A 14,553-nucleotide genomic window follows, 5' to 3' on the forward strand; every position below is an offset into this window, starting at 1 on the left:
CTTGAGAGGGGGTAGACACAAGGCCTACCCGTATATTCGTTGAGGCGGGTTTATGTCTGCCCTTTGCATTTGTAGGGGCTGGCCTTGTGTCTGCCCTCTCTCCCCAACAGTCTGCAAGCTGCAGACTACACCTCCAATTCTCTATAAATCTCCTCTTCAATTTGCTATGCTAATTAAAAAGGAGATACATGATGGAAATTAAGCTCCCCAATCGAAAGTCAATTCGATTAAAACATTTTAATTATCAAGCAGGCGTCTACTTTATTACTATTTGCACTTATAAAATGAAAAGAACGCTTAGTGAAATAAAGGAGAACGCAGTGAGTTTGACAGAGTTTGGTCATATCATTGAAAACAGCCTTTTGATGACCCAGCAGTCATTTAAGTCTTCTGAAATACATCATTATGCCATTATGCCAAATCACCTTCATTTTATTCTTCAAATTCACGATGAATCACTATCTCAATCTACATTGAGTGACTTCATATGTTCCTTCAAATCCAATTCGACCATACAAATAATCAAAGCCGTCAAATCTGGAAAACTTGAACCCTTTGACAAGAGAATTTGGCATCGTAACTATTATGAACACGTTATTCGAAATGAAAAGGAATACTTATTGAAGCGCGATTATATAGTAAGGAATCCCTATCGGTGGGAAGAGGATGAGTTTTATTAGGCGGGATGGGTGAAGAGAGGGTAGACACAAGGCCTACCCGTACATTCGTTGAGGCGGGTTTTATGTCTGCGCTTTGCATTTGTAGGGGCTGGCCTTGTGTCTGCCCATTGCATTTATAGGAGCTGGCCTTATCTCTGCCCGCTGTATAAAAAAACCATCAAGCGGATTTATCTTAGCTTGATGGTTCTTGTATTTTGAACACTATCTACAATCAGCTTCTATTCTTCCTTTTGCCAGATAGATTTCAGTTCAGTATAATTTGTCTCATAGTAGAAGGGTATTTCTACGGTGTCTTTTGTGTTATTTTGATGAAGTCTCACTAGATAGTGATCGCCTTCATGCAAGTCCTCAATCCATTCATAACGCTCATTCAGAAGTTTTTCAATTACCTCTTTGTGATGCGTCATCTCGTGTTCCTTGTCTTTTTTCTCTAAATTGTAGCGTTGCCTTGATGCTTCCCTAAACATACCTCTTGATTTGTCGTGTACGGATTTGTGGTTTGATCTTGATTGATTAAAACTCATACATTCACTTCCTTTTCGTTATAATCTCCACATGAAGGTACTACATATATACACTTGTCACATGGATTTAAACATAAAATAAAGCCCACGAATGTAAACTTTTTACAACACCCATTCTCCGTTTACCCATACATTGACCACATGGTTTTCATGGGGCGTCTTCAAACAGTCCGCCAGTGGCATATCAAGCAGTACCCAGTCGTCTTGTGAGTCCTTGTCCCTGACATAGCCTTCCAGAGCCTGGTCTATCGTGAGCGATTCTCCTTTTAAAAAGCTTATCGGCTGCTGGTCCAAGGTTTTTCTTTCGACTGCACAGTAGAGCCCTTTGATGACATCCGGTGTATCGATGGGTGCGTCTGAACCCATAAACAGCGGTATTCCCATCTCGTGCATGGTGCGCCATACATAGGCTTCGCACGCACGATTCTCACCCAGCCTGTCATAGACTATCTTCGCATCTTCATGCAGGAAAATCGGTTGAACATACGCCCTAAGTCCAAGCGCTTTCATTCTGACAAGTAGATCTTGTGATGTGATCTGACAGTGTATGATGCCGGACTTTCCATAATACTCTTTAGGTGCGCTGAGGGCTTCAAAACAGGAAAGCACACGTTCGATGGCCCTATCTCCTATGGCATGGATAGATAAGGGTATACCTGCTTTATAGGCTGTCTCCATCTCTTTTATTAGTTGCTCATCCGATTGCAGCTGAATTCCAAACTCTTGCTGAGCATCGTTGTAGGGCTCCCTGAGATGGGCTGTCCTAGCCCCTAGCGACCCGTCCGTAAAGCGCTTGATGCTGCCTATTTCAAAGCGCTTTCCCCTTAACCTTGAAACAGTATCCCTCAGTTCTTTCGCATCGCTTACGTTTGCCTGCTCCACCACTTTTAGGATCAGTTGCCCGCTTTCCATCAGGTCTTCAAATGCTTTTACGACCACTTTCCAGGATAAGTTCGGAAAACTGGCAAGATCGTCCGAATGAACGGTGGTGACTCCCTTCTTCAGAAGGTCCTCTTGGGCTGTAAGTATATATTTTTTAAGATCGTCGGGTGTCGCGTCATAATAGCCTTTTTCTTTGAGAAGATCCCTTGCTTTCTCTCTGAATATACCGGTTGGATTGCCATCGCTATCGACATCGATCGATCCACCGTCCACTGCGGGAACTCCCTCCATAGCCAGCGCTTCGACCACATAGCTGTTCACAACCGTCACATGACCGCAGATTCTGGACAGTAGGACAGGTCTGTCATCTGCTATCTTGTCCAGATCGTATCGATTGGGATACCGCTTTTCCACAAAGTTTTCCTGGTTCCATCCAAAGGATTCCACTTTCTCAAGCTCTGCGTCAGGTTTCAATAGACCGATCATCTCAGAAATGCTCTTCACCGCTCTCAGATCAACCTGACTTAAGAACTTTCCATACTCGATAAGATGCATATGCGAGTCTTGAAATCCGGGTACCAAAACTTTTTTTAAACTATTTTTTTGTGTTTCATTCAAAGACAAATCCAGTGCTTTCATTTTTATCCTCCTGCGTTCTTTTTCCTGTAACATAGATTATATCACACTTACAGCGGGTTTTAGTGCAAATGTGATAGTATGGGGTATACCCAACACTTAATCTTCTTTTAATGATACCCATTATCAAATAACGTTTTCCTAAGTGAAGACCCTACACTTAACCTGATTTTAATGAAAAAAAACTGTATTCCACTATTGTAGTTGTGACGTCCCGATAGTCTATACTTAAATCAAGTTAAAGAACAAAACATAAACACTTAAGCGAAAGGAGCTTAGAACATGAAACTATTTAAACTTTTCACTAACTCAGACAGAAACCAAAACAGATTGGTACAATTCGAAATCGTTCAAGCAAAAATCGCTGAATCTTCAAGATTGTTCAACATGTAATTTTAAGTTCAGCGACTACGAAAGGAGCAGACTTATGAAAAAGACTATTGCTACTTATTTACAAAGAGCTAAAGCTCAACGCGAAAGAGACACATACATCGACGGTGCTGTAAGCCAAATGGCTTTCGAGAAAATCGTCATTGGTTTATAGATAATATTTAAAATTCCCCCCCCTATGATTTTAAATATTAATCCACACATTAAAAAGCATGCGTTCATCAGAACACATGCTTTTTTTCATTTTTGCTATTTTTTTCTTCGCTGTCCGTAAAAACCATAGTTGATGATCCGATTGGTGATCTCGAACAGGTCGTCCTTATCCGTCGATTCATCCTGATATCCGATGAAGTTATCCATCTGCATTTCAAAACCTAGGTTCTTTAGGCCTTTTTTTATTTCATCCCGATTGAACAGGTACTTTGATTCCTCTGCGACCTTCGAATTCTTCTTAAACTTATCAAAGCACATGAATACCGCCATAATCCCGCAATCGTCGGCATAATAATGCTTCAAGCGTTCATGTAGAAAAGAGGTGTTCTTAAAGTGATAGCTACTGGATCCGTGAAAATCGACAATGAAATCGAACGTCTTATCCTTAAGCGGAATTCTTCTAAAATCGGCGCAAATGAAATTCACCTTGGCCTTGTAATCCACCCGCTCAAGCATCTTCTTCAGGTATTTAAGTCTGCTAAAATCATAATCGACTGCGATATACCTTGTGCTTTCAGGAAGCGCTTTGATGATATGGCTTAAGAAGAGGCCGTTGCCGACACCTAATTCCACCACGGTCTTTCCTTCGATTTTTTCAAGTTCTATATGACGATATCCCCATTCCATCGATTTATAGATGTTGTCTAGGTAGACCGCGCTGTTTTGCTTCACATATCTGATAAAATACGACTCGTCCGATTCAAAGATCGACTTCATGGATTCCCGATTGACAAGTATCCCCTGATCGATGTGGATTTGATGTCCGCATTTACAAGAAAGGGTGCCCGTCTGTATGGTGTTGTTCTCAATATTGGCTTGGCTGAGCATCAAGTCCGAGGAACAAACAGGACAGCTTAGGATGGACAGAAAATCTAGTCCAAATCCGATGACATGGCTCTTTTTAACTTTAGCGGACTTCAAGGTCTCCACCTTGCTGTCCAGCTGGCCGATCATCTCGTCTAACTCTTCTCTCTTTTTAACAAGCTCATCCCTTTTGTTCTCAAAAAAACTTTGGTAATGCTGAAGCTCCATCCCGGTAGCCATTTTTGAGAATCTGATGATAAGCAGTATGTTTCGGATTTCTATTAACGAAAATCCCATATCCTTCATTTCAATTACTTTTGCATAATCTTTTTTACATCGCTCGTCAAAATAAAAATATGTGCCTTGCCTCTCGGGCACAATCAGCCCAAGATCCATATAATGCCTGACCGTATCGATGCTTGTTCCGACCTCTGTAGCAAATTCCCCTATGCGCATAAGTTTCCTCCTATGCTATCGGCTCATGAGGCCAATTCTCTAAAGTTCTTTGTATATCACTAATTTCTATCGGTTTTGAATAATAGTAGCCCTGAATGTTGTCGCAGCCTAGCTTTATCATCGCATTTAGCTGCATGCTATCCTCCACACCTTCTGCAACTACATAAATACCTGTCTGGTGACAATAGGAAACGACCGCCTCTACAAGCGCGTTCACATGCTGACCGTTCGTCTTTTGCACTAGGTTCCTATCCACTTTCAAGGTGGTGATCGGTAAATTGAGAAGGTTGTTGATCGAGGAGTATCCGCTGCCAAAATCATCCAGTGAAATTCCGATTCCCAACTCCCTTAAGGTCACAAGTTTTTCAATAATCTGTGAATCGTGTTCAAGGGCGAGCGATTCGGTAACTTCTAGCGTCAGCTCCTGCGCAGGTAGATCATAGGTCTTCAATAGATTGACGACCTTTTCCACAAACTGATTGTTAAGAAGCTGCACTACCGATATGTTTACAGAAATATGCCTTTTCACTTCGCTCCCGCTGTTTATTTTTTTGATCTGCTTGATGGACGACTCTAGGACATACAGTCCGATAGTGTTGATCAGTCCTGTTTTCTCAGCGATCGGAATGAACTGAACCGGCGATATGAGACCGATTTCAGGATGTCTCCACCGGATAAGGGATTCAAAGCCCACAATCGTCTGATCAGGTACCGAGACGATAGGCTGGAATACGACAAAGATCTCGTCATAATCCAGGGCGCTTTTCAGGTAGTTTTCCATATGGATACGCTCTAGCATTTCGGATTTGATGGTCTCATCATAGAAGATGAAATCCCTATCGGTACGTTCCTTGGCGGAATACATCGCCAAATCGGCGTTTCTAAGCAGGCTTGTCAGATCCTTGGCGTCACTCGGATAAATGGTTATTCCTATGCTTGCGCTGACTTTCAAAATTCTATCTTCGATGACCACTTGTTCTGTGATAACCCGAAGAAGCTCTTTGACCTGATCGATCAGCGCCCTACGCTCGGTGATTCCTTTTAAGACCACGACAAACTCATCGCCGCTTATTCGAGCGATCTGCAAGTCATTCACAGCCAGACTTCTAAGTCTGTCCGCCAGTTCTATCAAGACGACATCACCAAGTGTATGTCCATAGGTATCGTTGATGTATTTGAAATTGTCGATATCGATATAAAAGATCGCGCCCTCACTACCGCTATCAAATTCACTTGTCAATACTTCGTGCAGTGTGACTCGGTTGCCAAGACCTGTAAGCGCGTCCCTGTAGGCCAGATTTTTTATATGCTGGGCACTTTCCTTGCGCTTTGTGATGTCAACATGCGATCCCACAATGCGGATCCAATTTCCTTCCTCATCAAAGCTCGCTTTTCCTACCCCCTGCACCCATCGATACTCTCCACTTCTGTTAAGCACTCTGAACTCACACATGTACTGCTCTGTGTTGTTCAAGATATGGGCCCCTACGGTTTCATCCACCAGTTCCTTGTCCTCAGGATGGATGAGAAGCTTCCATTCGTTAAGGGTTGAGCTTTCAAGGTCGATCTCAAACTGCCTGTACCAGTCTTTTGTGACAAACTCCATCGTGACATCCTTGTTAAGAATCCAAAGACCTTCTTTTGAAGCGTCGAATATCTGTTTATAGAGCGCCTCACTCTCTTTGATCATTTCCCTATTGAAAAAGAGCTCGTCGTATTGCTCTTTCAGTGCCTCTTCTGAGGCGTACAGCTCTTCATAAAGCGCGGTCATTTCTTCGTTCTTCTCATGTATGTTGCCTATCATCTCATTGAATCCGTCAACAAGCAATCCGACCTCGTCGTTGTTGCTCACCTCGCAGCGGACACGATAATCTCCATTCACGGTTGTTTTCATCGTTTCTGCAAGTTGGAAAATCGGCTTGGTCAAATGACCCGCTATCCTGCCTGCAATGACGATAGCCAGCACAATGACGACAAGTCCCAAAATCAGCGAATAGTTCAGCAGCTTCGAGGCGCTTTTCTGAATTTCGCTGTTAAGTACTCTTCCTAGGAAGTAATTTGTCGAATCCTCGATATTTCTTTTAAAATAGGTGTAGGTTCCATCGTCAAGACGATCACCATCAGCTAGGTCTGCAAGCCCCGGTGCCAGTTCGCCAACTTTCATCGAAACAAGGGGGAATTCCTTGCCGACGATAATCGTATCCGAACCATTCACCAGCATGATTTCTCCGCTATCTCCGATATTGATGTTATTGATGGTCGTTTCGATATTTTCAAGTAGCACATCAATGCCGATTACTCCTGAAAAGGATCCGATGCTAATGTATTTCGAGCCACTGATTACTAGCGATTCTGTGCCCATATCGACATAGGGTTGTGTCCACTCGATGACAGACGGATTCTTTTTAGCAAGCAGATACCAGTCTCTCAGCCTTGGATCATAACCTTCTTCTACAAAACGCTTAGGCTCAAGGTAAAAGTCGCCTTTTTCGGTACCAAAATAAAGCGTCGTCGCTTCAACCACACCGAGTTTTATTACTTTTAGCTGCTCATCTATCTTACCTGCCGACAACCCATCTTTAGAAAGAAAACTATCTTTAAATTGCGCTTCTACTACATTGATCGCATTGCTCGAATCACTGATAATATCTTCTAGCAAGTAATTGGCAGCATCCATGATTTCATTCATTTCATTCAAATAACGAGTCTCAAGTTCGTTTTTTGTAAACCAGTAGGTCTGCAAACCCATGATAATGAAAACGACTAGTACAAGTGCGACTAAACTGAATTCTATTTTTTTTCTTATGCTAAAAAATTTCATATGCCACCATCCATTGTCTTGTAGTACCATTATAACCTAAGAGACAGTTGATAACCAATATAAAAAAAGAACCGTCACAGAATAGGTATAAATACCTATCCGGTGGCGGTTTCTTCCATATTTTATTTAACTGCGAAAAGCAATTTGACTGCTTGAGGATCAAATGTGACGCTTAACTGCGCTTCTTCGGGCACAAGACCTCGAAGGTAGAGTTCGGCGATTTCATCTTCTATCATTCTTTGGATCTGTCTTCTAAGTGGTCTCGCCCCATATTGGTGGTCGTACCCTTTTTCGGCCAAGTAGTCTTTTGTCGCCTCATCGACAACAATTTGAATGCCTTTCTCACTTGCATCTCTGTAAACCTCGGATAGCTGCAAATCAACGATTTGTCTAACTTCTTCTTTTTTCAGATGATCAAAGACAACAATCTCATCCACCCTGTTTAAGAACTCAGGTCTAAAGTAATCTTTAAGGGCATCTTTGAGTTTTTCATCTCTTCGCTCTTTTTCATTATTCGAAAAACCGATCCCAGAAGATTTCAGGGCGGTTCCGGCATTTGAAGTCATGATGATCACAGCATTCTCGAAGAAGACCGTTCGGCCCTGGCTGTCTGTCAGCCTTCCGTCTTCAAGGATTTGAAGCAGCATGTTGAACACATCCGGATGCGCTTTTTCCATCTCATCCATCAGGATGACAGAATAGGGTCTTCTTCTGATTTTTTCAGTCAGTTGTCCACCTTGATCATATCCAACATATCCAGGAGGAGCTCCAATCAATTTGGAAACCGTGTGTTTCTCCATGAACTCACTCATATCAAGTCTAATCATCGCTTCTTCAGAACCGAACAGTTCTTCAGCAAGGGTCTTTGCAAGCTCTGTCTTACCCACGCCTGTAGGTCCCACGAAGATAAACGATGCCGGTTTCTTACGCTTCTTAAAGCCCGCCCTACTTCTTCTGATCGCTCTTGCAAGTCCTGATACCGCGGTATTCTGTCCAATCACCCTATGGTGAAGTCGCTCTTCAAGATGAAGTAGCTTTTTCGCCTCTTCCTCCGTGATTTTAGTGACAGGTATTTTTGTCCAGGCCTCGATCACATAGGCGACATCCGAGACGGTCAACAGGTGGTGTTCGGCTACGCCGCGAAGCGATTCTATTTTATCTTGAAGTATCACTTCTTCACTTTTGTAGTTGGCCGCGTCCTCAAAATGGTCGTGGATGGAGGCTTCCTCTTTGAGCTCTATCACTTCTTTTAATCTGCTTTGCAGTTCTTTAAGCTCTTTCATATCCCTATTTTTCAAGTTGACCATGGCTCCGGCCTCGTCGATCACATCGATTGCCTTGTCGGGCAAGAACCTGTCGGTGACATAACGGTTTGACATGATGACCGCCTGCTCCACGACTTCGTCTGAAATATCGACTCTATGATAGTCGGCATAGTAGGACTTGATGCCCTTAAGTATTTCTATGCTTTCCTCGACAGTAGGCTCATCCACCACAACTGGTTGGAATCTTCTTTCAAGGGCCGCGTCTTTCTCGATATGCTTTCTGTACTCTTCCATCGTCGTGGCACCGATGACTTGGATCTCACCCTTTGCAAGAGCTGGCTTAAGGATGTTCGCTGCATTCATCACGCCGCCATGCACTTCGCCGGCTCCCATGATGTTGTGCACCTCGTCGATCACCAGGATGATGTTTCCTGTCTCCTGGGCTTCTTTGATGATTGCTTTCATCCTACCTTCAAATTGACCTCTAAACTGCGTACCGGCTACGATAGAAGTAAGATCTAAAAGATAGATTTCTGCATCAAGTAGCTTTTCTGGAACACTTCCAGCTGCGATTTTCAGCGCGAGTCCCTCTGCGATCGCGGTCTTACCTACACCCGGCTCGCCTATCAGTATCGGATTGTTCTTTGTGCGTCTGTTTAGGATATGCATGACCCGCTCAATCTCTTTTGAACGCCCGATAACCCTGTCAATCCCTCCAGCCGCTGCCTTTTCATTTAGGTTTTCACCGAACTTATCCAAGTTTTTTCTTTTCTTACGTTTCTTCGATTGTGAACTGACTTCCTTGTCCTTCACCTCAACTTCAAACTCTTCTTCTTCGTCCTCGTCCTCAAAATCCTCGTCCTGATTCATACCGATCATATTGAAAAGAGGATTGTCTTCCATTTGTTCAGGATCTTGTTCTTCCATGAACTTTTGCATCTGTTTTGAGATGTTTTCCATGTCCTCAGGTGAAAAATCCACTTGTTTCATGAGTTCATCCATAATGGGAATGCCCATTTTATTTGCGCAGTCCATACAGATGCCTTGCATGGTGCTTTTTCCATTTTCAATTTTAGTAGTGTACATAATCGCAATATTCTTATTGCATATTGAACATTTTTTCATCTGAATCACTCCAATGTTAGATTAGTCTATGTTTAAGCTAGTGTTACAGCAGTTTTTACTTTAACTAAGACTAACATCATATTATGACGTAAATATGAATAAAAAATGAAGAAAAGATGCGCACAAGGCGCATCTTCTTATTATTGATAGTTTAAAACTCTTGTATCCACTTCTTCCTTCACCTTTGAAGCGAAGTCGGCAAGTGACAATTGACCCAAGTCGCCGTCTGTACGGCTTCTTACGGAAACAAGTCCCGCATCAGCTTCCTTCTCACCTACGATGAGCATATAAGGAACCTTTTCAAGTTGCGCTTCACGGATTTTGTAACCGATTTTTTCTGCCCTGTCGTCAAGTTCCACCCTAAAGCCGGAATTTCTCAGTTCAGCATATACCTTGTCGGCGTAGTCCTGATACTTGTCAGAAATAGGAAGAACTTTTACTTGTATCGGCGCAAGCCATGTTGGGAACTTGCCGGCGTATTTTTCAATAAGCATCGCAAGCGTTCTTTCATAACATCCGATTGAAGTCCTATGAATGATGATCGGACGTTTTTTCTCGCCGTCTTTGTCGATGTAAGTCATATCAAATCGTTCTGCAAGAGAAAAGTCGATTTGCACTGTGATGATCGTATCTTCCTTGCCGTGAACGTTCTTGAACTGAATATCAAGTTTTGGACCATAAAACGCCGCTTCGCCTTCTACTTCTTTGTAGTCAAGCTCCAGGTGGTCGAGTATCACGCGCATCGAATCCTGAGTGGCTTCCCACTGCTCTGGATCACCGACGTATTTACCCTTGTTGTTCGGATCCCATTTAGAAAACTGATAGGTAACATCCTCGATGATACCGAGTGTGTCCATCATGTAGTTTACTAGATCCACAACGCCTCTGAATTCGGATTCCAGTTGCTCCGGAGTCACCATCAAGTGACCTTCAGAAATCGTAAACTGACGAACACGTATCAGACCGTGCATCTCACCTGAGGATTCGTTTCTGAAAAGAGTCGAAGTCTCGGCGTATCTGATCGGAAGATCTCTGTAGCTGCGTTGTTTGTTCTTATAAACGTAAAACTGGAACGGACAAGTCATCGGACGAAGCGCTAAAGCGTCATCTTCCTCTTCGCCATCTGGAATCACAAACATTCCGTCCCTGTATAGGTTCCAATGACCTGATATTTTGTAAAGGTCCGCTTTGGCCATGAGTGGAGTTTTAGTGAGCTCATAGCCCCTTCTCTCTTCTTCATCCTCTACAAAGCGTTGCAGCGTCTGAACGATTTTTGCGCCCTTTGGCAATAAGAGCGGCAAGCCTTGACCGATCACATCTACTGTAGTGAACAGTTCAAGTTCTCTACCTACTTTGTTGTGGTCGCGCTTTTTTGCTTCTTCAAGCATTTCAAGATGGGCTTCAAGTAAGCCTTGTTTAGGGAATGTAACACCGTAGATACGTTGTAGCATCTTTCTGCTTTCGTCACCCTTCCAGTATGCTCCTGTCGCACTTAGAAGTTTAATTCCCTTCACATCGCCAGTACCTAACAGATGCGGTCCAGCGCACAGGTCAGTGAATTCGCCCTGCTTATAAAAAGATATCACGGCGTCTACAGGCAAGTCTTCGATGAGTTCCACCTTATAGTCTTCACCTTGCTCTTTGCAAAATTCGATCGCTTCAGCTCTAGCAAGCTCAAAGCGTTCGATAGACAGTTTTTCCTTTACAATTGCCTTCATTTCCTTTTCGATCTTCTCTAGATCTTCAGGTTTAAACGGAGTTTCCACATCAAAATCATAGTAGAATCCTCTTTCGATAGACGGTCCTATCGCAAGTTTTGCTTTAGGGTACAACCTTTTAACCGCTTGCGCTAGAATATGTGCGGAAGTATGTCTGAAGGTATCCTTGCCGCCTTCGTCTTCAAATTTTAATATCTCCAGTGAGCAGTCTTTGTCTATCACAAAACGAAGATCCACCACTTCACCATTCACAACACCTGCCATTGCTTCTTTCGCAAGTCGTCCACTGATTGATTTTGCAACCTCGAACACAGACATGCTCGACTCGAGTTCTCTGATTGAACCATCTTTCAACGTTAGTTTTATTGCCATGATCACACCTCCAAAAAATTAAAAAACACCCATCCCGTGTTGGGACGAGTGTGTTTGCTCGCGGTTCCACCCAAATTAATAAAACCTCTTCATTACAGATAACGGCTCTCACCGATGACTTTTCACAAAATTGCTAATCAGCCATAGCTCAGGGCTAGTTTTCTTAAATGTCCGGCAAGATGCTTACAGCCTTGGCATCTCTCTCTTTAGCGCGTCTACATTTAGTACTCTTCCCATCATTGCAGATTCATTAAGTTAGTTCTATTTTACTCAAAATCAGACGTTTGTCAAGTTTATTCCTCATCGCCTATGATTTTCAGTCCGTCCTGGTCTATTGAAGGCGAAAACGTGTTGTCCTCGAATAGGTTATTGATCAGCTCAAGCGATGATTTATTCAGTTCGAACATGACCGTATCATGCGAATCTACCTTGTTCGCCGCTAAGAACTCAACAAGGTCAAAAACCATGTTTTCCGACTTATAGGCGCTAAGTACGGTGGCACCTACATAGGAAACAAACGAATCCTTCACCGTCAAATCTTTCACATTATCCATTGTAAAAGTCACATGATCGATGTCATAGAACTGAGATTCCGTGATCACAATATTGTCTGTATACCTCAGTTCGATTCCCCTTCCCGATGGTCCGGCGAAGATGCACTTATCAATATGAACATCGCTGGAATGTTGGATACCCATCAGCGGCGTTTGGGCGCCTGTGTTTGCTCGAGTGATTCTTAACTGCTTGAGTATGATGTTTTTTGAACTGTCGAATTTAATCACTGTGCCTTCCACATTCGAAAGCAAGTGGACAAAGAGTCCTGCGTTTTCAGATTGAAGCGTCAAGTTTTCGACGTGATGGATCACAAGCTGTCCAAAATCATACCGTACATTCGGCGTTGTGATTTCTGTGTTCAAATCATAGATGCCGGGCTTCAGATAGATGATGCGATTGGAGCCGATTGCTTTAAGCAGTTCCTCTCCGCTGCTGACAACAATCTTCTCGACTTCTTCCGGTTGCTGGATTACCTCATTAGATGACGAATCAACCGCCTGGTTCTTTATCAGTAGTCTAAACTGTGCCAACTGCTTGATCGCATGTTCATTATAACCGCTGTCAAAGGCTACCGATCTTGGTTGAATGCCTAGGCTCATCACCCTTTTCTCATAAGCCTTCGTCCATATCCATGCATCGGATTTCAACTGGGCATAGATCCCGACGACATCGTTGAAAAGTTCTGTTCCAAGATGGTTTTGCAGGCAATATTCATAGGAGTCCTTTATCCCTTCCTGAAGGAGTCCATTATTGAATTTTCTTTGTGAAATCTCCTCTGTGACGGGGGCCAAATACATTGTGCGGCTGGCTGACAACTGCTGCTGCATTTCCTTGATGAGAGGATAATCAGGATAGGTAAGCACAAAGCGCTCCAGTTCGACGATGTGGTCTGCAAGATCGTTCCAATTCAGCACATGTCGGTCCCCGGGTATCTTGCCGGCGTGTTTGTACTGCCATTCTTTAAGTAGTATGAATAGCTGATTGGCACTGTCAGAACCTGCGATGGCATTTGATAGGAACTCTGGCTGAGCCTGCAGCGTGGTGAACTCCTGTCCATAATCGATCCCTATGCCGTTTTCTACAAACACCTGCCCTATCGCCCTCAGCTCGGGTTCTAAAATGTCATTTGATTCTTTCACTTTGAAAAAACCCTTCGCTTCGTCGTAATAAAAAAGTTGTGCCAGTCTGTCAAAGCCAAGTGCGGTTTCAAAATCCGACTTGTTGAGCGCGATGACTTCTTCATAGTAGCTGATGAACAGGCTTAGTATCTTCGTATCTTCCTTAGCGGATAACATCATCTCATTTGCCATATCCGCCGCAAGCGCGATAGTCCTCAGATCCTTCTTATCCTGTTCATCCAGCGTCTGATCATATAAAATGTGCAGAGACTCCTCTGGAACTCGGTTGATATCGTCTTGAAAGTTGATAAAAGTAGTCGTATAGACTCTAGGATCCTCTTTGTAGAAAGAAGATACCAGCTCTGATGGCATCACATATCGGCTTACGAATGATTTTGGCGGCAAATTGTGACTTACTAGAAAGTCGATGGTTCGAGATTTACCTTGTATGACTACTTTGGATTTTATGATACCCATGTTCTTCTTTATCGTATACGTCCATATCGCATCGACAGTGGTGCCTTTCACGGTGACGACCAGCTGATCGTCCGAATGCGAATCAATTGTCGCTACACCGTTGGTCCACCCGATTTCAGGAAGCCATAATGGCGTCTGCCAAGTTTCCTTTTCTTTAAGGGGAGTTCTGAGTAGGATGATTTCACGTTCATCGATAGACTCATATAAGAAGTCCTTTGCAAGTTGCAGTTTTCTGTAGTGACCTCCATCGATCCGCATATCGATACCCGTGATTCCCTCTCCTTCGTACCAGAACGTCTGCACATCCTGATCCGGACTCTGTTCGATTTTAAGAAGCGTCTCATAAGCTCTTGCATTTGTCGGCACGACAAAGTAGTTGGTATATCCAACGTGATCAGGCAGCCATTCCCTTAACACATCCGTTTCAGCTTCGAGCGTGCTATATGAATTTTTTACCTGACATCCTGTAAGCAGTATGACAAGTACAAGTATAATTGCCAGTTTAAATTTCAAATGC

8 protein-coding genes are annotated in these 14,553 nt (G+C 43.2%); 1 reads left to right on the plus strand and 7 read right to left on the minus strand.

Annotated features, from left to right (window positions below):
- Positions 1 to 191 precede the first annotated feature (191 nt).
- A complete protein-coding gene (locus DWB64_RS05035; RefSeq protein ID WP_164980240.1) occupies positions 192 to 680 on the plus strand; it encodes a transposase in 489 nt (162 codons plus the stop codon).
- A gap of 218 nt (positions 681 to 898) precedes the next feature.
- On the opposite strand, the gene DWB64_RS05040 is transcribed toward DWB64_RS05035, so the two are convergent.
- The 7 genes from DWB64_RS05040 to DWB64_RS05070 all read right to left on the minus strand — a co-directional run bounded on the left by DWB64_RS05040 (position 899) and on the right by DWB64_RS05070 (position 14,549).
- Positions 899 to 1,204: a hypothetical protein gene (locus tag DWB64_RS05040; RefSeq protein WP_129487108.1), complete on the minus strand. Its 306-nt coding sequence runs from the start codon at positions 1,202 to 1,204 to the stop codon at positions 899 to 901.
- 102 nt (positions 1,205 to 1,306) lie between these two features.
- Complete coding sequence (locus DWB64_RS05045) at positions 1,307 to 2,725, minus strand: amidohydrolase (protein WP_164980241.1); 1,419 nt, start codon at positions 2,723 to 2,725, stop codon at positions 1,307 to 1,309.
- Between the two features lie 636 nt (positions 2,726 to 3,361).
- The gene (locus DWB64_RS05050) at positions 3,362 to 4,585 is read right to left on the minus strand and encodes a MerR family transcriptional regulator (protein ID WP_129487110.1); all 1,224 of its coding nucleotides are present in this window, start codon (positions 4,583 to 4,585) and stop codon (positions 3,362 to 3,364) included.
- A 10-nt stretch (positions 4,586 to 4,595) separates the two neighbouring features.
- Entirely contained in the window at positions 4,596 to 7,406 is a 2,811-nt protein-coding gene (locus tag DWB64_RS05055; protein ID WP_164980242.1) for an EAL domain-containing protein, read from the minus strand.
- Positions 7,407 to 7,528: 122 nt separating this feature from the next.
- Positions 7,529 to 9,796 carry an ATP-dependent Clp protease ATP-binding subunit gene (locus DWB64_RS05060; protein ID WP_129487112.1) on the minus strand — a complete coding sequence of 756 codons (2,268 nt, stop codon included), beginning with the start codon at positions 9,794 to 9,796 and terminating at the stop codon, positions 7,529 to 7,531.
- A gap of 140 nt (positions 9,797 to 9,936) precedes the next feature.
- Positions 9,937 to 11,886, minus strand: coding sequence for a threonine--tRNA ligase (thrS, locus tag DWB64_RS05065; RefSeq protein WP_129487113.1), 1,950 nt, complete (start codon positions 11,884 to 11,886; stop codon positions 9,937 to 9,939).
- Positions 11,887 to 12,179: 293 nt separating this feature from the next.
- On the minus strand, positions 12,180 to 14,549 hold the full coding sequence (locus DWB64_RS05070; RefSeq protein WP_129487114.1) for a right-handed parallel beta-helix repeat-containing protein: 2,370 nt from the start codon (positions 14,547 to 14,549) through the stop codon (positions 12,180 to 12,182).
- Between the last annotated feature and the right edge of the window lie 4 nt (positions 14,550 to 14,553).

It is taken from the genome of Fusibacter sp. A1 (assembly GCF_004125825.1).
In the GTDB taxonomy this organism is placed as follows: Bacteria; Bacillota; Clostridia; order Peptostreptococcales; family Acidaminobacteraceae; genus QQWI01.

Coding starts and splice junctions, on each gene's coding strand:
- DWB64_RS05055 (WP_164980242.1), bottom strand. CDS start 7,406: ATGAAATTTTTTAGCATAAGAAAAAAAATAGAATTCAGTTTAGTCGCA.
- DWB64_RS05050 (WP_129487110.1), bottom strand. CDS start 4,585: ATGCGCATAGGGGAATTTGCTACAGAGGTCGGAACAAGCATCGATACG.
- DWB64_RS05040 (WP_129487108.1), bottom strand. CDS start 1,204: ATGAGTTTTAATCAATCAAGATCAAACCACAAATCCGTACACGACAAA.
- DWB64_RS05045 (WP_164980241.1), bottom strand. CDS start 2,725: ATGAAAGCACTGGATTTGTCTTTGAATGAAACACAAAAAAATAGTTTA.
- DWB64_RS05035 (WP_164980240.1), top strand. CDS start 192: ATGGAAATTAAGCTCCCCAATCGAAAGTCAATTCGATTAAAACATTTT.
- thrS (WP_129487113.1), bottom strand. CDS start 11,886: ATGGCAATAAAACTAACGTTGAAAGATGGTTCAATCAGAGAACTCGAG.
- DWB64_RS05060 (WP_129487112.1), bottom strand. CDS start 9,796: ATGAAAAAATGTTCAATATGCAATAAGAATATTGCGATTATGTACACT.